General features: G+C 74.5%; 20 protein-coding genes and 1 pseudogene. 11 read left to right on the forward strand and 10 right to left on the reverse strand.

Annotation, left to right across the window (positions count from 1 at the left end; all coding sequences use genetic code 11):
• The first annotated feature begins 16 nt into the window (after positions 1 to 16).
• The 3 genes from LCD33_RS08430 to LCD33_RS08440 all read left to right on the forward strand — a co-directional run bounded on the left by LCD33_RS08430 (position 17) and on the right by LCD33_RS08440 (position 3091).
• Entirely contained in the window at positions 17 to 1393 is a 1377-nt protein-coding gene (locus tag LCD33_RS08430; RefSeq protein WP_224955730.1) for a sugar porter family MFS transporter, read from the forward strand.
• 220 nt (positions 1394 to 1613) lie between these two features.
• The gene (locus tag LCD33_RS08435) at positions 1614 to 2120 is read left to right on the forward strand and encodes an AAA family ATPase (protein WP_224967011.1); all 507 of its coding nucleotides are present in this window, start codon (positions 1614 to 1616) and stop codon (positions 2118 to 2120) included.
• Positions 2069 to 3091 (forward strand): LacI family DNA-binding transcriptional regulator, encoded by a 1023-nt coding sequence (locus tag LCD33_RS08440; RefSeq protein WP_224967010.1) that lies wholly within the window; start codon positions 2069 to 2071, stop codon positions 3089 to 3091. Before LCD33_RS08435 ends, LCD33_RS08440 begins: the two co-directional genes overlap by 52 nt.
• 100 nt (positions 3092 to 3191) lie before the next feature.
• Here LCD33_RS08440 and LCD33_RS08445 read toward each other — a convergent pair whose 3' ends face one another.
• The 5 genes from LCD33_RS08445 to LCD33_RS08465 all read right to left on the reverse strand — a co-directional run bounded on the left by LCD33_RS08445 (position 3192) and on the right by LCD33_RS08465 (position 9400).
• Entirely contained in the window at positions 3192 to 4544 is a 1353-nt protein-coding gene (locus LCD33_RS08445) for a hypothetical protein (protein ID WP_224967009.1), read from the reverse strand.
• 212 nt (positions 4545 to 4756) lie between these two features.
• The gene (locus tag LCD33_RS08450) at positions 4757 to 5602 is read right to left on the reverse strand and encodes a sugar phosphate isomerase/epimerase (RefSeq protein WP_224955726.1); all 846 of its coding nucleotides are present in this window, start codon (positions 5600 to 5602) and stop codon (positions 4757 to 4759) included.
• A complete protein-coding gene (locus LCD33_RS08455) occupies positions 5599 to 6774 on the reverse strand; it encodes a dihydrodipicolinate synthase family protein (protein WP_224967008.1) in 1176 nt (391 codons plus the stop codon). The genes LCD33_RS08450 and LCD33_RS08455 overlap by 4 nt, the downstream gene beginning before the upstream one ends.
• Entirely contained in the window at positions 6771 to 7922 is a 1152-nt protein-coding gene (locus LCD33_RS08460; protein WP_224955724.1) for a Gfo/Idh/MocA family protein, read from the reverse strand. Before LCD33_RS08460 ends, LCD33_RS08455 begins: the two co-directional genes overlap by 4 nt.
• Before the next feature lie 461 nt (positions 7923 to 8383).
• Entirely contained in the window at positions 8384 to 9400 is a 1017-nt protein-coding gene (locus LCD33_RS08465; protein WP_224955723.1) for a LacI family DNA-binding transcriptional regulator, read from the reverse strand.
• A 130-nt stretch (positions 9401 to 9530) separates the two neighbouring features.
• Between LCD33_RS08465 and LCD33_RS08470 the strand changes: the two are divergent.
• Positions 9531 to 10616 (forward strand): annotated as a pseudogene (locus tag LCD33_RS08470) (aminotransferase class V-fold PLP-dependent enzyme); the annotation flags it as partial.
• Positions 10617 to 10962: 346 nt separating this feature from the next.
• Positions 10963 to 12267: an amidase gene (locus LCD33_RS08475; protein WP_224955722.1), complete on the forward strand. Its 1305-nt coding sequence runs from the start codon at positions 10963 to 10965 to the stop codon at positions 12265 to 12267.
• Positions 12268 to 12318: 51 nt separating this feature from the next.
• On the opposite strand, the gene LCD33_RS08480 is transcribed toward LCD33_RS08475, so the two are convergent.
• The gene (locus LCD33_RS08480; protein ID WP_224955721.1) at positions 12319 to 13701 is read right to left on the reverse strand and encodes an MFS transporter; all 1383 of its coding nucleotides are present in this window, start codon (positions 13699 to 13701) and stop codon (positions 12319 to 12321) included.
• Positions 13702 to 13975: 274 nt separating this feature from the next.
• Between LCD33_RS08480 and LCD33_RS08485 the strand changes: the two genes are divergently transcribed.
• Positions 13976 to 15097 carry a Gfo/Idh/MocA family protein gene (locus tag LCD33_RS08485; protein WP_224977698.1) on the forward strand — a complete coding sequence of 374 codons (1122 nt, stop codon included), beginning with the start codon at positions 13976 to 13978 and terminating at the stop codon, positions 15095 to 15097.
• A complete protein-coding gene (locus tag LCD33_RS08490) occupies positions 15094 to 15924 on the forward strand; it encodes a PmoA family protein (protein WP_224977699.1) in 831 nt (276 codons plus the stop codon). The genes LCD33_RS08485 and LCD33_RS08490 overlap by 4 nt, the downstream gene beginning before the upstream one ends.
• Positions 15925 to 15987: 63 nt before the next feature.
• Here LCD33_RS08490 and LCD33_RS08495 read toward each other — a convergent pair whose 3' ends face one another.
• Both LCD33_RS08495 and LCD33_RS08500 read right to left on the reverse strand, forming a co-directional pair.
• Positions 15988 to 17493, reverse strand: coding sequence for a glycerol-3-phosphate dehydrogenase/oxidase (locus tag LCD33_RS08495; protein WP_224955718.1), 1506 nt, complete (start codon positions 17491 to 17493; stop codon positions 15988 to 15990).
• A gap of 5 nt (positions 17494 to 17498) precedes the next feature.
• Positions 17499 to 18065, reverse strand: coding sequence for a TetR/AcrR family transcriptional regulator (locus tag LCD33_RS08500; RefSeq protein WP_224955717.1), 567 nt, complete (start codon positions 18063 to 18065; stop codon positions 17499 to 17501).
• Between the two features lie 17 nt (positions 18066 to 18082).
• On the opposite strand from LCD33_RS08500, the gene LCD33_RS08505 reads away from it, so the two are divergent.
• Together LCD33_RS08505 and LCD33_RS08510 are read left to right on the forward strand one after the other, a co-directional pair.
• Positions 18083 to 19684 (forward strand): FAD-binding oxidoreductase, encoded by a 1602-nt coding sequence (locus tag LCD33_RS08505; RefSeq protein WP_224977700.1) that lies wholly within the window; start codon positions 18083 to 18085, stop codon positions 19682 to 19684.
• Positions 19681 to 20559 carry a diacylglycerol kinase gene (locus LCD33_RS08510; protein WP_224968667.1) on the forward strand — a complete coding sequence of 293 codons (879 nt, stop codon included), beginning with the start codon at positions 19681 to 19683 and terminating at the stop codon, positions 20557 to 20559. The genes LCD33_RS08505 and LCD33_RS08510 overlap by 4 nt, the downstream gene beginning before the upstream one ends.
• 1 nt (position 20560) lies before the next feature.
• On the opposite strand, the gene LCD33_RS08515 is transcribed toward LCD33_RS08510, so the two are convergent.
• Entirely contained in the window at positions 20561 to 20722 is a 162-nt protein-coding gene (locus tag LCD33_RS08515; RefSeq protein WP_224955714.1) for a hypothetical protein, read from the reverse strand.
• 819 nt (positions 20723 to 21541) lie between these two features.
• Between LCD33_RS08515 and LCD33_RS08520 the strand changes: the two genes are divergently transcribed.
• The gene (locus LCD33_RS08520) at positions 21542 to 22828 is read left to right on the forward strand and encodes an MFS transporter (RefSeq protein WP_224955713.1); all 1287 of its coding nucleotides are present in this window, start codon (positions 21542 to 21544) and stop codon (positions 22826 to 22828) included.
• 6 nt (positions 22829 to 22834) lie between these two features.
• On the opposite strand, the gene LCD33_RS08525 is transcribed toward LCD33_RS08520, so the two are convergent.
• Positions 22835 to 23017, reverse strand: coding sequence for a hypothetical protein (locus tag LCD33_RS08525; protein ID WP_224955712.1), 183 nt, complete (start codon positions 23015 to 23017; stop codon positions 22835 to 22837).
• 328 nt (positions 23018 to 23345) lie between these two features.
• Between LCD33_RS08525 and LCD33_RS08530 the strand changes: the two genes are divergently transcribed.
• A partial coding sequence (locus LCD33_RS08530; RefSeq protein WP_224977701.1) for an endo alpha-1,4 polygalactosaminidase occupies positions 23346 to 24141 on the forward strand: 796 nt, incomplete at its 3' end.

Consider the following 24141-nt stretch of genomic DNA (forward strand, 5'->3'; position numbering starts at 1 on the left):
GAAACGAGGTACGACCGTGACCACCACGTCATCCGTCCCCGCCCCCGCCCGTTCGCCCGCGGCGGCCGTCACCGGAGCCGCGGTCGTCGCGGCGCTCGGCGGGCTGCTGTTCGGCTACGACACCGGTGTCATCTCGGCCGCCCTGCTCTACATCGCCCCGCAGTTCGCGCTCTCCGAGCTGTGGCAGCAGGTCGTGGTGGCCTCGCTGCTGGTCGGCGCGATCGTCGGCGTCGGGCTCGGCGGCATCATCGCCGACGCGCTGGGCCGCAGGCGCACCCTGTCGATCACCAGCATCGTCTTCACCGCCGGTGCGGTGATCTCCGCTGTGGCGCCGGACCTGGCGACCTTGCTGGGTTCGCGGCTGCTGCTCGGCTTCGCGATCGGCACCGCCTCGCTGTCGGTGCCCGCCTACATCGCCGAGATCGCCCCGCCGGAGAAGCGCGGCAGCCTGGTCTCGATCAACCAGATCATGATCAGCTCCGGCATCCTGCTGTCCTACGTGTCCGGTTTCCTGCTCGCCGAAGCGGGCGCGTGGCGCTGGATGCTCGGCCTGGCGGGCATCCCGTCGCTGCTGATGTTCTTCGGCCTGTTCGGGCTGCCGGAGAGCCCGCGGTGGCTCGTCGCGCGCGGCCGGACCGACGAGGCCCGGGCCGTGCTGCGGCGCATCGTCGGCGCCGACCGCGTCGAGGCGGAGCTGAGCACGCTGTCCGGCGCGGTCACCGCCGAGGACTCGGTGACCTACCGGGACGTGCTCAAGCCCGCGATGCGCCCGGCGATCTACCTCGGCATCGGGGTGGCGGCGGTGAACCAGCTCGTCGGCGTCAACGCCATCACCTACTACGCGCCGACGCTGCTGACCAAGGCCGGGTTCGGGGCGTCCGCGGCGATCCTGTCCTCGGTGGGCATCGGCGTGGCGAACGTGGTGTTCACCCTCGTCGGGCTGCTGCTGGTGGACCGGATCGGGCGGCGGCCGCTGCTGCTGGTCGGCCTCGGCGGCGTGGTGGCCTCGCTGGTCGGCATCGGGCTGCTGTACGCGGTCACCGACCTCAGCGGTGGCTGGGGCGTCGTGCTGGTCGCCCTGCTGATCACCTACGAGGCGATGTTCTCGGCGAGCATCGGGCTGGCGATGTGGCTGATCAACAGCGAGATCTTCCCGACCGCGCTGCGCGGGAAGGCGGGCAGCTTCGGGATGTTCACGCACTGGGGCCTGAACCTGATCATCTCGCTGACGGTGCTCAGCGCGTTCGAGGCGTTCACGCCCAGCGGGTTGTTCTGGCTCTACGCGGTGTTCGGCCTGATCGGCTTCTGGTACCTGAAGAAGTACCTGCCGGAGACCCGCGGCCGCACCCTGGAAGAGGTCGAGGCCGTGCTGCGGGCCAGGGCGCGGCGATGAGCCCGCTCGCCCTGTTCGTCTGCGGCGCCCCCGGGGGGGGGCCGGGCCCCCCCCCCCGGGGGGGGGCCCGCCCCGGGGGGGGCGGGGGGGGGGGGCGGGGCGGGGGGGGGGGGCGCCCCCCCCGCCCCCGGGGGGGGCGGGCCCCCCCCGGGCCCCCCCCCCCCCCCGCCGGGGGGGGGGCCCCCCCGGCCGGTGGGGCGCGGCGCTGCTGGACCTGGACGTGCTGACCGGGCCGCTGACCGCCCTGCTCGGCGAGATCAGCGGCAGCGTCACCCCCGACAGCCCGTGGATGCGGGAGCACGCCCGCGCCGCCCGCTACGAATCGCTGCTGGGGACCGCGCTGGACACGGTGCGCACCGGCACGTCGGCGGTGCTCGTCGCCCCGTTCACCGCCGAACGCACCGACCCGGCCGCGTGGGAGGCGGTCGCCGACCGGTTCCGCGCCGCCGGTGCCGAACCCGTGCTGGTGTGGGTCGACTGCCCGCCCGAGGTGGCGCTGCGGCGGATGCGCGCACGCGCCGCCGCCCGGGACGCGGCCAAGCTCGCCGACCCCGCGCAGGTCCGGGCCGCGCGCGCGGACCCGCCGCGCACGCCCCACGTTAGAGTGGACGCGACCCGGCCGATCGCGGCGCAGCTCACCGAGCTGGACCGCGGCCTGACGGAAAGGAACTCGGCGTGCCAGCAGGCGACGTCACGCTCTACGACGTGGCCACCGCGGCCGGAGTGAGCCCCAAGACCGTCTCCCGCGTGATCAACGGCGCGGCCGGGGTCTCGGCGAGCACCCGCGATCAGGTGCAGGCCGTCATCGAAGAGCTGAACTACCGCCCCAACTTCCACGCCCGCTCGCTGCGCGTCGGCCGGGACGAGGCGATCGGCGTGGTGCTGGAATCCCTCTCCGACCCGTTCTTCGCCGAGATGGCCAGCGTCATCGAGCGGTGCGCGCTGGAACGCGGGCACGCGGTGCTCGTCTCCAGCGTCGGCGGCGACCCGGACCGGGAGCACGCGCTGGTGGAGAGCCTGCTGCAGCGCCAGGTCTCCGGGCTGATCATGGTGCCGGTGAGCCGCGACCAGAGCTACCTGCGCGCCGTCGCCGGCACCACGCCGGTCGTGTTCGCCGACCGACCGGCGCGACCGGCCGCCGGGCTGGGCACCACGGTGCTCGGCGACGACTTCGGTGCCGCCGAGGCGGCCACCCGGCACCTGCTGCACTCCGGGCACACCCGGATCGCGCTCATCGGCGACCGGCCCGACGTCTACACCACCGGTGAACGCATCCGCGGTTACCGCAGCGCGATGGAGAGCTCCCGCGTCGGCGTGGACGAGACCCTGGTCAAGACCGGCCTGTCCAGCGCCGCCGAAGCGCGCAGCGCGCTGGACGAGCTGCTGCGCTCCGCCGCACCGCCGACCGCGGTGCTGTCCTCCAACGCCCGCTGCTCGCTGGGCGTGGTGCCGGCGCTGCACGCGCGCGGGCGCACCGACATCGCGTTCATCAGCTTCGGCGACTTCCCGATGGCCGATTCGCTGTACCCGGCGGTGTCCGTCGTGGACCAGTCGCCGGAGGTCGTCGCCCGCACCGCCACCGAGGAGCTTTTCAAGCAGCTCGACGGCACCGCGGGCACCGGCGCCACGCTGACCCTCCCGCTGCGGCTGACCGCCCGCGGCTCCGGCGAGATCCCGCTCTCGGCGGTGGGGCGGTAGTCGGGCCGGGTGACGGCGCGGTGCGGTCGAGCCTCGTCGCCCGGTTGCCCGTCCTTCGCCGCCGTCACGGAGGTGATCGGTCGGGGGAGGCGACCGTCGATCAGGACAGCAATTTGCTGTTCCGGATGCGCGGGCGGATCGCCAGCAACGCCCCGCTCGCATCCATGTGCACGAGGCCGGTCTTCCCCCACTCGATGTGGGCCTTCTTCGCGTTGCGACGCCAGGCCGCCAGCGCGGCCGGGATGCCCGCCTCGTGGTCGTCGATGAGCCCGTCGCTCAAGCGCTGGTACTGATCGGCGAGCAGCGCCGAGTACACCTCCACCCGTTCACCGTTGAGCCGGAACACCTGATCCGTTCCCACGAACGGCATGCCGCCAAGCGTGATGCGGGCATCGCCCTGCATCCCGGGAACCGAGGCGGAGGCGGTCGTTCCGAGCCGCGTGTGCTGGCGTTCGGTCAGCAGGTCTCGGGCCGCCGCCCGGTTGCCCGCGAAGGTGAGCAGGGATGCTGCACTGGTCCGGAGCAGGAGGCGAGCGAGCCAATCGTGCCGGTCGTCCCGAACCGCGAACCCCTGTCGCTGGGTTCGTTCGCCGTTCACGGTCGTGGTGATCAAGGGGAGGATGGCGTCGTCCTCCGCGGGGACGGACGGGTCCGGAACCGTGAGCACGCCGTTGCCTTCGGCGGCCAGCAGCCGGATTCCGATGCCGTCGCGGCGCAGCCAAGTGGCGGTCATCAGACCGGGGAAGGGGGCTCCGCGCAGATCGGATTCGCCGAGGACCAGGCCGTGCACGCGGCGGGCGGACTGCGCGAGGGCGGTCGGCGTGGGATCGGTCTTGTTGTGCGACCCCCGGGCATCGATGGCGATGACGCGGACCGGCGCACCGGGTTTGCGCCCGACCAGCAGGTGGTTCGGCCTCGTCGCGCTCGTGCCCGCGGCCGGTCTGTCGGTGCCCGAACCGCAGAACGCCGTCAACACCAGTTCGGAGTCGAGGGCGTCGAACCGGTATCCGGGGAACTGCTCCCGCAAGATCTGCTGGGCGGCCGCCAGGCCGAACGCGGTCCCGAGGTCGCGAGCTTGAGCCCCCTTCCGGTGGTAGTTCAGGTCGTTTCCGTTGCTGCTCAGCTGCATCTCGTCCTGCGCCGTCGAATCGAGCGCCGTGACGTAGCGGAGGCAGTCCCAGTGTTGTGCCACCGCGCGAGCGGAGCCCTGCCCGGCGAGCGCGACGGTTCGGGCGAACGTGTGCAGCACTTGCCAGGGCGTGAGCTCCACGTGGTGGCCGTGCTGCACCGGGACGAGTGCCCTCGGCCGGGCGTGCGGTTCGCGGCCCTTCTTGATGAGGTCTTGATCGAGCTTGCTGGCGCGATTGCTCGCCCGGTTGCTGAGGGACGACGTCGACTCGAGCATGACGTCCGCTTTCCGGCCTAGTTTCTTGAGCGCGACGTGTGCCTTCACGCACCCTCCACAACATCGTGATCAGCAGGACCGCACCCAACTCACCACACCGCCCGCCCCGTTGTCGGCGTCCGTTCGGTTGACGTTCGGAGCAGTGGTTTCCGCAGGTGAGCGGTCCTCCGATCGGCGCAGGGTTGCTGCATCCGGGACGGTCGCGGCACGCCGCGGTAGCGCACCGCGAGGGGCCGGTGCGCCGGAAGCAGGACGGTGGTTCAGCCGCCGAGGTGGGGGAGGACGAGTTCGCGGTAGCGGGCGGTCATGGTGGCGAGGACGTGGTCGCCGGGGGTGGCCCAGACGTCGGCGTTGAAGATCTCCACCTCGACGTCGCCGGAGTAGCCGGTGGCGGCGACGAGCCGGGTGAGCTCCGCGAAGTCGATCACGCCGTCGCCCATCATGCCGCGGGACAGCAGCGGATCCGGCGCGATCGGGAGCAGGAAGTCGCACACCTGGTAGGCGGCGATGCGGCCTTCGCGCCCGGCGCGGGCGATGCTCACCGCCAGCCGCGGGTCCCAGAACACGTGGAAGCAGTCCACCACGACGGCGACCGCGTCCGCCGGGTGCGGTGCCGCCAGGTCCAGCGCCTGCTCCAGGGTGGAGAGCACGGCCCGGTCGGCGGCGTACATCGGGTGCAGCGCCTCCAGCGCCAGCCGCACCCCGTGCTCGCGGGCGACCGGGACCAGCTCGGCGATCCGGTCCGCGACCCGCGCCCGCGCGTCCGCGAGCCCGCGTTCCCCGGCCGGGACTCCGCCGACCACGACGACCAGCACGTCGGTGCCGAGCGCGGCGGCCTCGGCGATCGCGGCCCGGTTGTCGGCCAGCGCCGCGCGCGCCCCGGCCGGGTCTGCGGCGGTGAGGAAACCGCCTCGGCACAGGCTGGAGACCCGCAAACCCGCGTCCCGCACGACCTTCGCGGCGCTCGCCACTCCCACTTCGGCGACGCGGTCGCGCCACAGCCCCACGGCGGGCAGTCCGGCGCGGGCCGCGCCGTCCACCGCCTCGCGCAGCGTCCACCGCTTCGTCGTCGCCGTGTTCAGCGACAGCCGGGACGGCTCGGTCACGCCACCACCCCGCTCACCAGCAGGAAGGACCGCATCCGCGCGGCCGCCAGGTCCGGGTCGGCCAGCAGGCCCGCCCGGTCGGCGAGCCGGAACACCTCCGCCAGGTGCGGGACCGAGCGGCCCGCGTGCAGCCCGCCGGCCATCGCGAAGCCCGGCTGGTGCCCGTTGAGCCAGGACAGGAACGCGATCCCGGTCTTGTAGTGGAACGTCGGACGCTCGAACACCGCGCGCGCCAACGGTTCCGTGCCGTCCAGGATGGACCTCGCGGTGCTCGGGTCGTCCCGGTCGAGGGCTTGGATCGCGGCCGAGGCGGCCGGGTGGATCGCCGCGAAGATTCCCAGCAGCGCGTCCGAGTGCCCGGTGTCGTCGCCGACGACGAGCCCCGAGTAGTGGAAGTCGTCCCCGGTGTAGAGGCGCACCCCCGGCGGCAGCGCCCGGCGCAGCGCGACCTCGTGCTCGGCGTCGAGCAGCGAGACCTTCACCCCGTCCACCTTCTCCGGCCGCTCCCGGACGATCCGCAGGAACGCCTCGGTCGCCGCCGCCACGTCCGAGCCGCCCCAGTACCCGGCCAGCAGCGGATCGAACATCGGTCCCAGCCAGTGCAGGATCACCGGCGCGTCGGCTTCGGCCAGCAGCGTGCCGTAGACCTCGGCGTAGTCGTCGGCCGAGCGCGCCACCGCGGCCAGCGCGCGGGAGGCCATCACGATCGCCACGGCACCGCTGCCCGTCACGAGCGCCAGCTGCTCCCGGTAGGCGCGCAGCACCACGTCGAGCCCGGCCCGCCCGGACGGCAGCACGGTGAGGTCGAGCTGGTCGGTGCCGGCGCCGGCCGCGATCGCACCGCCGCAGGACCGCGCCTCCGCCGTGGACCGGCGCACCAGTTCGGCCGCCTGCGCCCAGCCGACGCCCGCGCCGCGCTGCGCGGTGTCCATCGCCTCGGCGACCCCGAGCCCGCTCGCCCAGATCCGGTGCCGGGCCGCCAGCGTCGCCTCCCAGTCGACGTCGGCGGGGGCGCCGGGCACGTTCTCGCCCAGCACCCGAGGTACCACGTGCGCGGCCGCGTACGCGACGCGGGAGCGCAGCGGGCCGTCCGGTCTCGGCCAGTCCCGCGGCGCGCCGAGCTCGTGCTCGACCAGTCGTCCGTCCGCGTTCGGCAGCGCCAGCGCGGTCACAGGACCACCTCGTCGAGCTCGACGCGGCGGCCTTCGCGGGAGGACGCCAACCCGGCCTCGGCGAGCCGCAACCCGCGCACCCCGGCCAGGAAGTCGTACGGGTGCTCGCCGTCGTCGTGCAGGTGGCGGACGAACTGCTCCCACTGCGCCCGGAAACCGTTGGTGGGCCGGCCGTCGTCGGGCACCTCCGGCCACTGCTCGCGGAACGGCGTCGCCTCCACCAGGTCCGGGTTCCACACCGGGGCGGGGGTGTGCGCGCGGTGCTGCGCGCGGCAGCGGTGCAGCCCGGCGACCGCGCTGCCGTGCGTGCCGTCGACGTGGAACTCGACCAGCTCGTCGCGGTGCACCCGCGTCGCCCACGAGGAGTTCAGCTGCGCCACGACACCACCGGTGAGTTCGAAGGTGGCGTAGGCGGCGTCGTCGGCGGTAGCGGCGTAGCCGCGTCCCTGCTCGTCCCAGCGCCGCGGGATGTGCGTGACGACCCGGGCGGTGACCGCCTCGACCCGGCCGAACAGGTTCTCCAGCAGGTAGTTCCAGTGCGGGAACATGTCGGTGGTGATGCCGCCGCCGTCCTCGGCGCGGTAGTTCCAGCTCGGCCGTTGCGCCGGGCGCAGGTCGCCCTCGAACACCCAGTAGCCGAACTCGCCGCGCACGGACAGGATCCGCCCGAAGAACCCGGATTCCACCAGCCGCCGCAGCTTCAGCAGGCCCGGCAGGTAGAGCTTGTCGTGCACCACTCCGGCGCGGATGCCCGCGTCGCGCGCCGCGCGGGCGAGCCGCAGCGCGCCGGGGACGTCCGCGGCGATGGGCTTCTCGGTGTAGACGTGCTTGCCGGCGGCGATCGCCCTGGTGATGGCCGCTTCGCGCGCGGAGGTGACCTGCGCGTCGAAGTAGAGCCGGTCGTCGTCCTCGGACAGCGCGGTGTCCAGATCCGTCGTCCAGCGGTCCAGGTCGTGGCGCGCGGCGAGCTCGGCGAGCTTCGCCGGATCGCGGCCGACGAGGATCGGGTCGAGCCGCACCCGGGTGCCGTCGGAGAGCGGCACCCCGCCTTGCTCTCGGAGGTCGAGGATCGACCGGACCAGGTGCTGCCGGTATCCCATCCTGCCGGTGACGCCGTTCATCACGACGCCCAGCCTTCGCTCGGTCATGCGGTACCGCCCCTCTGGAAAGCGCTTACCGGAACGGTAAGCGCAACAGGGGGTCCGGAACAAGACACATTGGAAAGCGCTTCCCGTGGCTGCCCGCCGACTGCCCCGGGCGGGCGGGCCACGGCGCTCCCGGCCCGATGGTCCGCGCGGTCGCCGGTGTCGCCGATGCCGCAGGTGGGCCACCGCCTGGTTCGCGGGACCGGACGAACGGGACACCCGTCCGACGCGCCCGGCCCGAGGGTCCGCCCGGTCGCCGCACGGACCACGGGCGAGCGGCCGGTCTGTCAGATGGCGCCGGGCGGATCCGTCGCGCGCCTGGCGCGGGTGCGCGGACCACGAACGGCGTCCGCTCGTCGTGGGTGCGCGGGCCGCTCGCCAGGCCGGGCCAACGGGCGCTCACCCGGCGTGGGCGCTCAAGTGGCTGCCCTCCACCGGGGAGGCGGGTGCGCCTCGGCGGCCGGTCAGCGCCCGGGAGTGCTCTCGCGGAGCACGACCTCGCCGCGCACCTTGCGGCGGCGGGCCTTCTCCGCGTCCTCGCCCAGCACCAGGTCCAGCGCCATCCGGCCCATCTCCGCCAGCGGCAGCCGGACCGTGGTCAACCCGGGGGTGACGTCGCGCAACGTCGAGATGTCGTCGAACCCGGCCACCGCGACGTCCTGCGGCACCCGCACGCCGCGCTCCCGGCAGGCCGCCATCGCGCCCAGCGCCATCAGGTCGTTGATCGCGAACACGACGTCGACGTCCGGGTGCTCGTCCAGCACCCGGTGCATCGCCCGGGAACCCCCGTCGCGGCTGAACTCCTCGGCCGCGCACACCGGCTCCCCGCTCGCCGATCTCCGCCACCAGGTGAGGAAACCGTCCCGCCGGTCCCGCGAGACCAGCAGCCGCTCCGGCCCGGTGAGCACCGCGGGCCGCCGGTAGCCGAGTTCGGCGAGCCGCGCCGCCAGGTCCTGGGCGCCGCGCCGGTTGTCCACCACCACGGTGTCCACCGGCAGCCGCGGTTCGCTGATCGCGGCGACCCGGCCTCCGGCCGCGGTGAACGGCTCCACGTGCGCGGCGAGTTCCCGCAGGTGGGCCCGGTCGTTGATCCGGCTGCCCGCCAGCACGATCGCCCGGCCGCGCTGGCGGCGCAGCGCGGCCAGCAGCTCCAGCTCCCGCTCGGGCCTGCCGCCGGTGCTGCACAGCATCACCAGCAGCCCGTGCTCCTCGGCGGCGGTGGCCAGCCCGGCGGCGATGGTGGAGAAGTAGGGGTCGGCGATGTCGTTGACCAGCAGCCCCACCAGGTCCGTGGAGCCCTTGGCCATCGACTGCGCCTGCGCGTTCGGGGTGTAGCCGAGCCGCGCGGCGGCGGCCAGCGTCCGGTCGTGCAGCTCGGCCCGCACGACCCGCTCGCTGCCGTTGAGGGCGCGGGAGGCCGTGGCGAGGGAGACCCCCGCTTCCTTGGCGACGTCGGTCAAGGTCGCTGCTCGTGCGGCCACCAGGCATCGCTCCTTCCCGGGAATGCGTATTCCGAGGATAGCGCCCGGTACGTCCGGTGGGGGACCGCGCTGCGCCGGGCGCGCGTCCCAGGTGGACCGGAGGCCGGTTCGGGGCGGTAGTTTCGCCGCCATGCCGCTGCCGCAGGACTACCTCGACCAGTTCACCGAGAGCGCCGGATACCTGGACTTCGCCCGGTTCGGCCCGCCCTCGCGCGCGGTGCGCGAGGCCTCGGCGCGGCTGCTGGAGCGGGCCGCCACCGCTGATCATTCCACAGTGGACGACCTGATGCGGGCGGACGCCGATGCCCGCTCCCGCGCCGGTCGGCTGTGCGGGATCTCCGCCGAGCAGGTGGTCCTGCAGCCCAACACGAGCACCGCGCTGTTCCAGGCGGCCTTCGCCACCGGGGGAGTGGTGCTGGTCTCCGACGGCGAGTTCCCGGCGAACACCTACCCGTGGTCCCGGGCCGCGGAGGCCGGGCGCGTCGAGGTGCGCCGGCTGCGCCCACCGGACGGGCTGGTCACTCCGGAGGTGGTGCGCGCCGGGCTCGACGCCGAGGTCACCACCGTCGCGGTGAGCGCGGTGGATTTCCGCACCGGCCACCGGGCCGACCTCGCCGGGATCCGCGAGGTGATCGGGGACCGGCTGCTGGTGGTCGACGGCATCCAGGCGTTCGGCGTGGTCGAGGCGGACTGGGCGACGGCGGACGTGCTCGTCGCGGGCGGGCAGAAGTGGCTGCGCGCCGGGTGGGGGACCGGGTTCGCCGCGCTCGCGCTGCGCGCGCTGGACCGGCACCGCCCGCTGCTGTCCGGCTGGACCGGCGCGCGGGATCCGGGGCGGTTCGACGGGGAGGTGCGGGAACCGGTGCCGGGCGCCGAGTCCTGGTCTCTCACGAACCTGAGCCCGGTGTCGGCCGGAGCGCTGGCCGCCGCCCTCGACCTGGTGGAGCGGGCCGGGGTCGCGCGGATCGAGGCCCGCATCGCCGAGCGCGTCGGCGAGCTCGCGGAGGCGCGTTCCTCCGCGGGCGCGCCGATCACCTCGGCGGCGCCGCCGCGCAGCGGGATCCTCACCTTCGACGTGCCCGGCCGCCCGGCCCGCGAGGTCGCCGCGGACCTGGCCGCCGCGGGCATCGCCGCCACCGGCCGGGCGGAGCACGTCCGCCTCTCCCCGCACGCCTCCACTTCCGCGGACGCGGTGCGGCAGGTCGCGGCGGTGTTGCGCGGGCGCTGACCCGAGGCGCCTTCCCGCAAAAGTCAGACGTTTCGCATCGCTGGTTCAGGCGCCGTACGGGTTATCGTTCGGCGCCGCTTCGGCTTGTGCCCGTTGCGATGGTCGGCCGCGTCGATCCGGGCGATCGGTCCGATCAGGTACGGCAGACGACGGCACTAGCAAATGTCAGATGTATTGCTTCCGCGGTCGGTGAGCCAGCATACTTCGGCCCGGCCGGGGTGAAGCAGCTCGCACTCCGGGCTCGCGGGGTCGGCCCGCACCACGCGATGGTGCCGATGGCCGAGGCCGACACGATCGGCGCCCACCTGCCGACTGCGACGTGAGGAGAGGTGCCGTGGGAGCGGTTCGAGATCGGGTGCGGGCGGGGCTGGACCGGGCGGCGGCAGAGAACCCGCGGCTGCGCGCGCTGATCAGCACCAGGGACGAGGCGGCGCTGCGCGAAGCCGACGAGCTGGACGCCGCCGGCGGCGAACCCGGCCCGCTGCACGGGCTCACCACCACGATCAAGGACAACATCGACGTGGCCGGCGTGCCGACCACCGCGGGCACCCGGCACCACGCCACCGGCCCGGCCGCGGCCGACGCGACGGTGACCCGGCTGCTGCGCGCCGCGGGCGCGGTCGTGCTCGGCAAGGCCAACCTCGCCGAGTTCGCGCTGGGCGTGGTCGGGCGCAACGCGACCTTCGGCGACTGCCGCAACGCGCTCGACGAGTCGCGGATCTCCGGCGGCTCCAGCAGCGGTTCCGCGGTGTCGGTGGCGGCCGGGATGTGCGCGGCCTCGCTGGGCACCGACACCGGCGGCTCCGGCCGGGTCCCGGCCGCCGTCAACGGGATCGTCGGGGTGCGGCCCACCCTGGGGCGGGTCTCGGGCGCGGGCGTGTTCCCGGTGAGCACCTCCTTCGACACCGTCACCCCGATCGCCCGCGACGTGCGCACCGCCGCGGCGGTGCTCGCGGTCCTCGACGCCTGGGACCCGGCCGACCCGAGCTCGGTGCGCGCCGAGCGGGTCCCGGTGCGGTCCGCGCTGGCCGACGGCGCGGCCGGGCTGCGGGTGGGGGTGCCGGTGAACTTCTTCTTCGACGACGTGGATCCGGGCGTCGCCGCGGTCGTCCGGACCGCGATCCGCTCGCTCGGCCGCGCCTGCGGGCCGGTGCGGGAGGTGCGGGTGCCGGGCGCGGAACTCGCCCAGCAGCGGATGCTCGACGTGCTGTACCCGGAGGCCGCCGCCGTGCACGCCGACCGGGTGCGGGACCGGCCGGGGACGATCGATCCCGACGTGCTGCGCCGGATCCGCCTCGGCCACGACGTGCCGCCGGAGCGCCGCGAGCGGAGCCGGGAGTGGCGCCGCGACTTCCAGCGCGGCGTGCACGCGCTGTTCGCGGACGTCGACGTGCTGGTCACGCCGACGATCCCGGTGGACGTGCCGCGACGGGACGCCGTCGACCTCGCCGACTCCACCCGCTCCATCGCGCGGTTCACCTACGCGTGGTCGATGTACGGCGGGCCCGCGGTCAGCGTGCCGTGCGGCGTGCACCCGGGATCGGGCATGCCGGTCGGGCTCCAGCTGACCGCGGCGCCGTGGTGCGACCACCTCGCGCTGCGCGCCGCCCTGGTCGCCGAGGAGTGCCTCGCGCCCTGACCACCGCCGGTGGACGGCCCACCCGGCCGGTGCGGCGGTCCGTCCGCCCGGTCAGCGGGAGTGGGCGCGGAGCCGGTCGAACTCCTCCTTCGGCAGCGGCCGGGCGTCCTTCGCCCCCAGGTCGGCCAGCGGGATGCGGTGCGTCTCCCGCGCCGACCAGGCCGCCACCGCGCCGAGGACGGTGATGCCGAAGCACAGCGACCCCACCACGAGCGGGACGTTCGCCGACCCGGGAGGGGCGAGCAGCGCGAAGGTGCTCGGCAGGAACGCGGTGATCGCCAGCCCGAGGTTCTGCGCGATGGCGAACCCGGTGACCCGGGTGCGGGCCGGGAACAGCTCCTGGAAGTAGCTCGCGAACGTCGCGTTCCACACCTGGTAGAACACTCCCCACGCCAGGATCGCCAGCACCACCGTCAGCAGCACGTTCCCCTGGCCCACCGACCACAGGTAGGCGTAGGACAACGACCCCGACCCGAGCGAACCGATGATCATCAGCGGCCGGCGGCCGAACCGGTCGGACAGGTTCGCGAACCACGGGATGAACAGCAGCGCCACCAGGTTCGCCACCACCGGGATCCACAGGTAGACGCTCTTGTCCATCTCGATGCCGTACCCGGGCTGGGTGGCGTAGGCGGCGCCGAACACCGACACGACCACGCCGATCACGTTCACCAGCGTCATGCAGGTCGCGCGCAGCACGTCCGCGCCGCTCTCGCGCAGCACCTGCACGATCGGCGCCCGCTGCGGGCGGCGCTGCTGCCTCTCCTCCTCGAACAGGGCGCTCTCGGCGACGCGGCGCCGGATCAGGTATCCGGCGAACACGACGACGGCGCTGAGCAGGAACGGTACCCGCCAGCCCCACGCGTCGAAGGCCTCGTCGCTGAGGAACGCCGACAGCGGCAGGAACATGGCGGCGGCGATGACCTGGCCGGCCTGGGTGCCGTGCAGGCTGAAGCTCGCGTAGTAGCCGCGCCTGCCGAACGGCGCCTGCTCCACGATCATGGCGCTGGCGCCGCTGAGTTCCCCGGCCACCGCGAAGCCCTGCACGAACCGCAGCAGCACCAGCAGCACCGGCGCGAGCATCCCCACCTGGTGGTAGGTGGGCAGCAGCGCGACGGCGAACGTGGACAGGCCCATCAGTAGCATCGCCAGCACGAGCACGTTCTTGCGCCCCCGTCGGTCGCCCCAGTGCCCGAGCACCACGGCGCCGATGGGGCGGGCGACGTAGCCGACCGCGTAGGTGCCCAGCGAGGACACCAGCGCGACGGTGGGGTCGCCTTCGGGGAAGAAGATGGTGGGGAAGACGAGCGCGGCGGCCTGCGCGTAGACGAACCAGTCGTAGTACTCCAGCGCGCTGCCGATCCAGCCGCTGGCCGCCGCCTTCCGCGGCGTGCCGCGGGATTCGGCGGATCTGCCTCCGGTGTCGCTGCTCACGGGTGCCTCCTCGGCGTGCTGCGGTGACGTCGTTGTTCCGTTCAGCGGGGCGCAGGCCGCCATGCGGCCGAACCGGTCGAGGGATCGAGGCGGACGCAGTCTGGGTAAGCGCTTTCCAGATGGAACCGGCAGCGGGATTCGGTGTCAACACCCGGTTTTTCCCGCTGCTCGTCGCGGGCGGTCCACATCGGCAACGATTTCGGAATGCGCTTTCCAGCGGCGTGCCGAGCTCGCTACGATGCGCACCGGTGACGCCCACTCGTGGTGAGGATCGATGACCCGGACGACGACGGTCCTGCTGGCCGGCCTGCACGGGCACGGCCGCTGGCACCTGCGGGAACTGCGGCGGCTGCACGGCACCGGCGTGCGGCTGGCCGGGGTCTGCGACCCGGTGCCGCCGACCGCGGCGGACCGGGAGCTGATCGGTGACGTGCCGGTGGGCGCCGAGCTCGGCCCGCTGCTGGCGCGGGTCCGGCCGGACGTGACGATCGTGTGCACCCCCATCCACACCCACGCCGCGCTCGCCGTGCTGGCCGCCGAATCCGGGTCGCACGTGCTGCTGGAGAAACCGCCCGCGCCGGCGCTCGCCGAGTTCGACCGGCTCGTGGCCGACCTGGCGGGGACCGGGCGGGCTTGCCAGATCGGGTTCCAGAGCCTCGGCTCGCACGCCCTCGCGCACGCCCGCCGGCTGCTCGCCGAGGGCGCCGTCGGCGACGTGCTCGGGATCGGTGCGGCCGGGGCGTGGCGGCGCGACGCCGCCTACTACGCCCGCGCCCGCTGGGCCGGTCGCCGGACCCTGGACGGCATACCGGTCGTCGACGGCGCGCTCACCAACCCGTTCGCGCACGCCACCGCCACCGCGCTCGCCCTCGACGGCGGCGGGGACGAGCCGCCACGCGAATTGGAGGTCCGGTTGCACCGGGCGAACCCCATCGAAGCCGATGACACCTCCGGGCTGCGGATGGTCACCGCGCGCGGCACCACCATCGTCGTCGCGGGCACGCTCTGCGCCGAGGGGGAGGTGGAGCCGCACGTGGTGGTGCACGGCAGCGGCGGCCGCCTCGTCCTCGAATACCGGACCGGCAGGCTGCGGCTCGAATCCGGCGGCGGCGTGCGGGAATCCGAGCACGGCACGACCGGACTGCTGGCCAACCTCGTGGCGCACGTCCGCGACCCGGCGGTCCCGCTGCTGGTCCCGCCCGCGGCCGCCCGGCCGTTCATGCGGGTGCTCGAAGCGGTGCGGCTCGCCCCCGAACCGCGCCCGATCCCGCACCGGATCGACCGCAGCGGGCCGCACCCGCGGTGCGTGGTGCCCGGCGCGGACGCGGCGGTCCTCCGCGCGGCGCACGAGCTCCGGCTGCTGTCCGAAGTGGACTTCACGGAGGTGGCCCGGTGATCGCGGACCTGCGGCTGGGCGGCGCCGTCGTCGCCGAGTACCACGGCGGTGCCGAACTGCCCGCGCACCTCGGCCCGCGCCCGCACCTGCACCCCGTCCGCACCCTGCGCGGCACCGAGGTGACCGCGGTGCGGCCCGCCGACCACCCGTGGCACCTCGGGTTCTCCCTCGCGGCGCAGGACGTGGACGGCTGGAACCTGTGGGGCGGTGCCACCTACCTGCGCGGCCGCGGCTACGTCCACCGCGCCGACCACGGGCGGATCGAGCACCTCGGCTTCGACGCGGTCCGCCCGAACGAGCTCCGGCAACGGCTGCGCTGGTGCGCGCCGGACGGGAGCCCGTTGCTCGACGAGCGGCGCCGGTTGTGGAGCCTTCCCGCGGCGGACGGGTGGGAGCTGGCGGTGCGCACCGAGCTCACCAACCCCACCGGGCGGGACGTGCACATCGGCAGCCCCGCCACGAACGGCCGCTCCGGCGCCGGGTACGGCGGGTTCTTCTGGCGGCTGCCGGGCGATGGCGAGGCGTTCACCGCCGACGCCGCGGGCGAAGCGGAGGTGCACGGCAGCACCGCGCCCTGGCTCGCCTGGGCGGGGCGGGACCACACCCTGGTGTTCGCCGCCGCCGAACCCGACCCGTGGTTCGTGCGCACCCGCGACTACCCGGGCGTCGGGGCGCAGCTGGCGCCCCGGGAGCCCGTGGTCCTCACCCCCGGTGCCGTGCTGGTGCGCGGGCTGCGCGGGCTCGTCGCCGACGGGGAGCTGGACCGCGCCGCCGCGCGGCGGTGGGCCGAGACCGATCCGCGGGAGCGCGTTCCCGGATCGGGATGAGGGGTCGGGTTCCTCGCCGTGTGCGGCGGCGAGGAACCCGTCTCGGGCCGGGCGGCGCGGTGGTCAGCCGGCCCGGAGCGCCGCTTCGGCGGCCGGGACGGCCCGCTCCCGGTCCGCCGGGACCAGGCCGACCCGGGTGCGCCGGTCCAGCAGGTCGGCGACGTCGAGGGCTCCCTCGTTGCGCACGGCGAAGCGGAGTTCGGCGGGCCGGAGGCCCAGGCCCGCGATCGGTTCCAGCAGTCGCGGATCGCCGTCGGCCGCCGCGACCACGGCGGGCGCCTCGGTGCCGTAGCGGGCGACCAGGTCCCGGGGAGCGTCCACTGCGGACAGCCGTGCCGCGGTGGCGGCGCCGATCAGCGGCAGGTTCCGGGTGCGGCAGGGGTTCCGCGCGATCGCGGCGGCGTCCACCGCGTCCTGCGCCATCTTCCGGTAGGTGGTCAGCTTCCCGCCGACCACGCTGGTCACCCCGTCCGGGCCGGTGCGCACCGCGTGCTCGCGGGAGAGGTCCGCGCTGGAGCCCTCCCCGCCGTCCAGCAGCGGGCGCAGCCCCGAGTAGGTGCCCAGCACCTCGTCCCGCCGGATCGGCCGCGCCAGCACCGAGTTCACCGTGTCCAGCAGGAACTCGACCTCCTGCTCGCTCGCGGTGGGCACGTCGGGGATCGGGCCGTGCTGCTCCTCGTCGGTGAGTCCGATGTAGACCCGGCCGTTCCCCGCGGGCAGCGCGAGTGCGAAGCGGTTCGAGGTTCCCGGGACCGGCACCGTCACCCCGGCGCCCAGCCCGCCGAACAGCTCGTCGGAGACCACCAGGTGCGTTCCGCGGCTGGGCCGCAGCCGCAGGCCGGGCGCCACCTCGCCGGCCCACACCCCGGCCGCGTTGATCACGGAGCGGGCGCGCACCGCGATCTCCCCGCCACCGAGCCGGTCCCGCAGCACCGCGCCCTCGCCGGTGACCTGCTCGGCCGCGCAGCGGGTGAGCACCGTCGCGCCGTGCGCGGCGGCCGTGCGCGCGAGCCCGACGACCAGCCGCGCGTCGTCCACCAGCTGCCCGTCCCAGGACAGCAGACCGCCGCGCAACCGGTCGTGGCGGAGGGTGGGCACCATCCGCTTCGTCTCCACGCGGGAGACCCGGCGCGGCGCGGGCAGCGTCGACCCGGCGGTGCCGGAGCCGCGCCGCAGCAGGTCCCCGGCCACGAATCCGGCCCCGACCAGCGCGGCCCGCCCGGCGCCGATCCCGGCGACCAGCGGCAGCAGCTGCGGCAGCGGGCGCACCAGGTGCGGTGCCGTGCGTTCCATCAGCACCCGGCGTTCCACCGCGCTCTCGTAGGCGATGCCGACGTTGCCGGTTGCGAGGTAGCGCAATCCGCCGTGCACCAGCTTCGAGCTCCAGCGGCTGGTGCCGAACGCGAGGTCGTGCTTCTCGGCCAGCACCACGCGCAGCCCGCGGGAGGCGGCGTCCAGCGCGACTCCGGCGCCGGTCACCCCGCCTCCGACGACGAGCAGGTCCACCGAGGGGTTCTCGGCGAGCTCGGACAGTTCGCGGGTGCGGCGGGCGGCGTTCAGCGCGGTCATCGTTGTCACTCCTCGGGGCGCAGGTAGGCGTCGAGCGCGGCGCGCAGCTGCTCGTCGAGCCGGTCCGGTGGCAGCACGTCGGAGACGATGCGGGCGGAGACCACCGCGGACTGCACCTGCAGCAGCACCATCGCGGCGAGCTCGTCCGGATCGCCCGCGCGGATCGAGCCGTCCCGCTGCCCGTGCCGGATGGCGTGGGTGAGGACGTCGAGGATGCGGTGCTGGCTGGTGCCGAGCCGGTCGAACACGTAGGTGATCAGCAGTTCGGGATCGGTCTCCAGGACCTTCACGAACAGCGGGTGGTCGCGCACGGCGGAGGCGGTGCGCACGATCCGCTCGACGCCGTCGGCCCGCGATCCGTCCCCGGCGTCGGCGGGCAGCAGCGCGACGAGTTCGCGGGTGAGCAGGTCGGCCGAGAGCGTCCGCACGTCCGGCCAGCGGCGGTACACCGTCGGCCTGCTCACGCCCGCGCGGCGGGCGATCTCGGCGAGGGTGGTGCGGCGCATCCCGACGGCGAGCACGCATTGCGCGGCGGCGTCCAGGATCGCCTCGTCGTTACGACTTGACGTCATGTGTAAAACTGTAACGCATGACTGAGCTTGAGCACCGCACCCCGGACCTGGCTTGGAACGCCTGGGGCACCGCCGACGCGGCGACCCCGGTGTCCGGCCAGGTGCGCGGCCTGCTGGAGGCGTTCCTCGGCGTCGAGCACCGCGACACGCCCTCGGTGGACCGTTCCGAAGTGCGCCTCGGCGAGACCCGGCTGCCCGCGGAGGCCCGGGCAGCCCTCGCCGGGATCGTCGGCGACGACGCGATCCGCACCGACGACGAGACCCGGCTGCTGCACTCCGGCGGCAAGAGCACGCCCGACCTGCTGCGCCGCCGCGCCGGCGACGCCGGGGCCGCACCGGACGCGGTGGTGCTGCCCGCGGACCACGACCAGGTGTGCGCGGTCCTCGGCCGCTGCGCCGAGCACCGCATCGCGGTGGTCCCGTTCGGCGGTGGCACCAGCGTCGTCGGGGGAGTGGAACCCGAGCGCGGCGGCTTCACCTCGCTGATCTCGCTCGACCTGCGGCGGCTGGACCGGCTGGTGGCCGTCGACGCCGACTCGCGCACCGCGACCCTGCAGGCCGGGCTCCGCGGGCCCGAAGCGGAAGCGCTGCTGGCCGAGCACGGGTTCACCCTCGGGCACTTCCCGCAGAGCTTCGAGCACGCCAGCATCGGCGGCTTCGCCGCCACCCGCTCCTCCGGGCAGGCCTCGGCGGGCTACGGCCGGTTCGACGCCGCGGTGCTGCGGATGCGGGTCGCGACCCCGAGCGGCGAGCTCGACCTGGGCCGGGCGCCGGCTTCGGCGGCCGGACCGGACCTGCGGCAGCTGTTCCTCGGCTCGGAGGGCGCGTTCGGGATCATCACCGAGGTGACCGCCCGGGTGCACCCGCTGCCCGCCGAGGTCGAGTCCGAGGGCTGGTCGTTCCCCGACTTCGACGCGGGCTCGGCGGCGCTGCGACGGCTGGCGCAGGAGGAGGCGCTGCCCACCGTCGCGCGGCTGTCCGACGAGACCGAGACCTGGATCAACCTGTCCGCGGCGCACGACGTCGGAGAGGGCGGCGGCCCCGGCGGCTGCCTGCTGATCACCCGGTACGAGGGCGCGCGGGTGGCGGTGTCCGCGCGGGCGCGGGCGCTGCTGGCCGAGGCCGGTGGCGAACCGCTCGGTGCCGAACCCGCCGAGAGCTGGGCGCACGGCCGCTACCACGGCCCCTACCTGCGGGACGCGCTGCTGGACGTGAACGCGTTGGCCGAAACCCTCGAAACGGCGACCACCTGGTCCCGGCTGGCCGAGACCCGCGCCGCCGTGCAGGACGCCGTGACCGAGGCGCTGGCCGAGCAGGGCACGCCGCCGCTGGTGCTCTGCCACCTCTCGCACGTCTACCCGGCGGGCGCATCGCTGTACTTCACCGTCGTCTGCGCCCGCGCCGAGGACCCGGTGCGGCAGTGGCGGCGGGCGAAGGAGGCGGCGGGCACGGCGATCAGCCGGGTCGGGGCCACCATCACCCACCACCACGCGGTCGGCCTGGACCACCGGCCGTGGCTGGTGGACGAGATCGGGGAGCTCGGCGCGCAGGTGCTGCGGGCCGTGAAGTCCGCCGTCGACCCGGTCGGCGTGCTCAACCCCGGCAAGCTGATCCCGTGATCGACGAGGTCGCGCTGCTGGTCAACCCGCGCTCGGGGCAGGGCGGCGGCGCCGCGACCGCGGTGCGCGCGCTGCGCTTCCTGCGCGCCGCGGGGGTCTCGGTGCGGGTCCTGGTCGGCCGGGACGCGACCGAGGCGCAGGCGCTGGCCCACCGGGCCGTCGGCGCGGGAACCGGGGCGCTGGTGGCCTGCGGCGGTGACGGCATCGTCAACCTGGCGCTGCAGGCGGTGGCGGGCACCGGCACGCCGTTCGCGGTGATCCCGTCCGGGACCGGCAACGACCACGCCCGGATGCTCGGCGTCCCGCGGCACGACCCGATCGCGGCGGCGCGCGTGCTGCTGGACGGGGTGGCGCGCCCGATCGACCTCGGACGCGCCGGGGACCGCTGGTTCGGCACCGTGTTCGCCGGTGGTTTCGACGCGAAGGTCACCGAGCGCACCAACCGGTTGCGCTGGCCGCGCGGGAAGCTGCGCTACAACCTCGCGCTGGTGGCCGAGCTGGCGGCGCTGCGGCCGCTGCACTACGAGCTGGAGCTCGACGGGGAACGGGTGTCCACCAGCGGTGTCCTGGTGGCGGTCGGCAACGGCGCCAGCTACGGCGGCGGCATGCGGGTCTGCCCGGGCGCGGTACCCGACGACGGGCTGTTCGACGTCACCGTCCTCGGTGCGGTTCCGCTGGCCCGGCTGGTGCGGCTGCTGCCGAGGATCTACCCGGGCACGCACGTCGCGCGGCCGGAGGTCACGACCTACCGGGCGCGGCGGGTGCGGCTGTCCGCCCCGGACGTCGTCGGGTACGCCGACGGCGAGCGGTTCGCGCCGCTGCCGCTGGTGTGCGAGTGCGTCCCGCGCGCCGCGACCGCGCTGGTCCCGTCCTGACCTAGTTCCAGCGCTGGTCCTGCGGTTCCGGCTTGTCGTCGGTCTTGAAGTTGCGCCGCAGCGAGACGCTGACCAGCTTCTCCAGCAGGGAGACGGCCTGACCCAGCCGGTCGTCCGGCAGCTTGTCGACCAGTTCGTGCAGCAGAGTTCGTTCTTCCCTCACGAGCGAGAGGGTAAGGGACGGAGATCGTCTCATTCGCAGCGGTACCGGGTTCGTCGTCGCCGGTCCGCGCCGCCTCCGCGCCACTGTGGCCGGTCGCGGACGCGGCGGCTGATGACCGCGTCGGGGAAAACGCCTGCTTGACGAGTCAAGTTGTCCCAGCGGGGCGGGTCCTGCCGCAGGTGGACCGCAGTGCGGCCCGGAACCCGCCCCGCGGGTCCACTGTGGAACTTGATCGATCTCCGGGCGCGCGCGGTCGCGGACGCCGGGGTGCGGGAGGTGGCGGCGGAACCGTCGCCCGGTGCACCGGGAACGAGTGGCGCGTTCCGCGTTGTGCGGCCTTTTCCGGCGGGCGGGAAGAATGCGTCCGGAATGCGGTTCGCGATGCATCGGCGCGAATATCCAGCGTCCTGGAAACGTTGTCGCGATGCGCGATGCAGACGATCTGAGCTGCGACGATGATTTCCCGCGCGGGTGCGACGATATCCGTTCTCCCGCCCCCATCTCAATTCTCCGCGATCGTTGATCCGAGGGTGTGACATTCCTGGATCAGGACTTCCGCCGCGGTTAACGTGAAGCGGCGCGCGGCGGCGATCAGCAGCGGCATTCCTCGATCCCGACCGGGAACGCCGACCGACCCGGAATCGGCGGACGCCCGACCGCGCCCTGGAACAGGCCCGACGGCGCCGTCGCGGCCCACCATCACCCGGGCCCCACCGCACCGCGTCGTGACCTCCCGCCGAGGCCCGGGGACGGACCGCCGCACCGGATCCGCGAGGCGCCACCGGTGCGCGGCGGAACACCGGTGACCGGAGGAGACCGATGCAGCAGGCGAACCGGCCCGGCACCGCGGAACCACCGCGCCGGGCGGGATCCCGCGCGTTCCTCACCGCGATGGTCGTCGACACCATCGGCGCCGGGGTGTGGGTGACGTTCTCGCTGCTGTACTTCACCGAAGGGCGCGGCATCCCGCTGTCGGCGGCCGGAGCCGCGCTCAGCACCGGATCGGTGGCCGCGCTCGTCCTCGGCGGGCTCGCCGCCGGCAGCTTCGCCGACCGCGTCGGGCCCTACCCGGCGGCGGTGCTGAGCTGCGCGATCCGCGCGCTGGTGTTCCCCGCCTACCTGTGGGCCGACGGCCCGGCGCAGGTGGTGGCGATCGCGTTCGGGGTCAGCCTCGGCGACCGGCTCTACTGGGCCGCGCACGGCGGGCTCGTCGCGGGCATCACCTCCGACGAGCAGGCGCGGCGGCGGTTCTTCGCGCTGCTCAACAGCTTGCGCACGATGGGGCTCGGCCTGGGCGCCCTCGCCGTCGCCGTCGGCGCCGCGCTGGAGCGCTGGTTCGGCCCGGCGTTCTGGACGGCGATCCCGCTGCTCAACGCCGCCGGGTTCGCGTTCGCGGGCGTGCTGTTCTGGCGCCTCGGCACGCGGTTCCCCCGGCACCGGGGCACGACGGCGGTGGAGACCGGCGGCTACCGCGGGGTGTTCGCGAACCGGCGGTTCCTGGCGTTCACCGGCGCCACCCTCGCGCTCACCCTCGCCAGCGTCGCGTTCGAATCGATCCTGCCGATCTACCTGCGCTGGCTGGGCATGCCGCTGTGGTTGCCGCCGGTGGCCTACGTGCTGTCCTGCCTGGCGATCCCGGCGTTCCAGCCCGTCGCGCTGCGGTGGGGGAGCGGCCGGGCGCCGATGCGGCTGATGGCGCGGTCCGCGGTGCTCATCGCCGCCGGACTCGCCGGGTTCCTGCTGCTCGTCGGCCGCGACGTGCCGACCGCGGCGCTGCTGATGGTGGTGCTGGTCCTGGTGTTCAGCCTCGGCGAGGCGCTGTTCGGCGCCGTGGCGATGGTCATCGTCCTCGACTTCGCCGGTGGGTCCGCCGCCGGTCGCTACGGCGCCTGCTACCAGCTGGTGTGGGGAGTGGCGGGTGCGGTCGGTCCCGGGCTGAACACCGTGCTGTTCGCGGTGTCCGGCACCGCGCCGTGGCTGGTGCTGGCGGTCGCGCTGCTGGCCGCCGCCTTCGTCTACCGGCACCTGGACCGCACCGCGCCCCCGGGACCCGACCGATCCCGGGGGCGAGCGGTCGCGCGCCCGCGCCGCGCGCGGGCGAGGTGAGCGGGGTCAGAGACCGTGCCGGACCAGCCCCGCGATCTCCAGCGGGGCCACGATCGCCAGCGCCGCCGCGATCTCGGTCCGGCCGAACCTGGCGATCAGCAGGTCCAGCTCGACCGCCGCCACCTCCGGGTCCCGCGGCGCCTGCTCGTCCACCAGCCAGCGAACCCGGTCGACCAATTCCTCGTGCATCGCACACTCCCTGCGTCGTCGATGGGGCGAGCAGTGGGACCGGGGGCGCCGCTCCCCATGACGCGACCCCGACCCGCGCCCACCCTTCGAGTGGAGTCAGGACCGATTCCTTGACCGGCAGGGCGAAATCTGCGACATCGGCCGCGCGGACCTCCCGGTTGGGCCGAACGGGCGACGGCGGCACGGCCCGCTCGTCCGGGCGGCGGGGCGCCGGTGCGGCGTTCACCGGCTGCGGTTCGACCGAGCCGGACGGCCCGCCCGCCCGATCTATGCTGATCTCCGGCGTCGCGGTGACCAGCACCGCGCCTGCGGTGGAGGAGTGGGTCGGATGAGCTGCGTTCCGGTGGCCAAGCGGTGTGCGGTGCTGGGCGCGGCGGTGCTCGCGGTCCTCGCCTGCGGGACCGGACCGGAGCGGGTGGCGGTGCGCGCGGTCGCCGCTGAAACCCCCACCGGCCCCGCCCGCACCGCACCCCCGGTCGGCGGCGTGCACGACTACCAGCTCGGCGGCGCCTACCCGCCGCCCGCCGGAGTCACCGTCGTGACCAGGGACAGCACCGCGGAACCGGCGCCCGGGCTGCACAACATCTGCTACGTCAACGGTTTCCAGACCCAGCCCGCCGACCGCGAGCTGTGGCTGGAGCAGCGGCGCGACCTGGTGCTCTCCGGGCCGGACGGGGAACCGGTGGTCGACCCGGGCTGGCCGGACGAGCTCCTGCTGGACACCTCCACCGAGCAGCACCGCACCCGGCTCGCCGAGATCATCGGCGGCACCGTGGCCGACTGCGCCACCCGCGGCTTCGACTCGGTGGAACTGGACAACCTCGACTCCTACACCCGCTCCGACGGCGCGCTCGACGCCGACGACAACCTCGCGTTCGCCGGGCTGCTGGTCGACGCCGCCCACCGCGCGGGCCTCGCCGTGGCGCAGAAGAACGCGGCCGAGCTCAGCACCCGCGGCAAGGACGAGGTCGGCTACGACTTCGCCATCACCGAGAGCTGCCACCGCTGGGAGGAGTGCGCGGACTACGCCGAGCACTACGGCGGCGCGGTGCTCGACGTCGGCTGCGGCGACGACCTCCGCGGCACCTTCCCCGACGTCTGCGCCGACCCGGCCACCCCCGCCA

Origin of the sequence: Saccharopolyspora sp. 7B (assembly GCF_020177435.1) — a bacterium.
Lineage (GTDB): Bacteria > Actinomycetota > Actinomycetes > Mycobacteriales > Pseudonocardiaceae > Saccharopolyspora_C > Saccharopolyspora_C gregorii.

Bases quoted from the DNA above. Each gene is read 5' to 3' on its own strand.
- LCD33_RS08520 (WP_224955713.1), top strand. From the start codon at position 21,542: ATGCAGCAGGCGAACCGGCCCGGCACCGCGGAACCACCGCGCCGGGCG.
- LCD33_RS08495 (WP_224955718.1), bottom strand. From the start codon at position 17,493: ATGACCGCGCTGAACGCCGCCCGCCGCACCCGCGAACTGTCCGAGCTC.
- LCD33_RS08505 (WP_224977700.1), top strand. From the start codon at position 18,083: ATGACTGAGCTTGAGCACCGCACCCCGGACCTGGCTTGGAACGCCTGG.
- LCD33_RS08500 (WP_224955717.1), bottom strand. From the start codon at position 18,065: ATGACGTCAAGTCGTAACGACGAGGCGATCCTGGACGCCGCCGCGCAA.
- LCD33_RS08525 (WP_224955712.1), bottom strand. From the start codon at position 23,017: ATGCACGAGGAATTGGTCGACCGGGTTCGCTGGCTGGTGGACGAGCAG.
- LCD33_RS08485 (WP_224977698.1), top strand. From the start codon at position 13,976: ATGACCCGGACGACGACGGTCCTGCTGGCCGGCCTGCACGGGCACGGC.
- LCD33_RS08460 (WP_224955724.1), bottom strand. From the start codon at position 7,922: ATGACCGAGCGAAGGCTGGGCGTCGTGATGAACGGCGTCACCGGCAGG.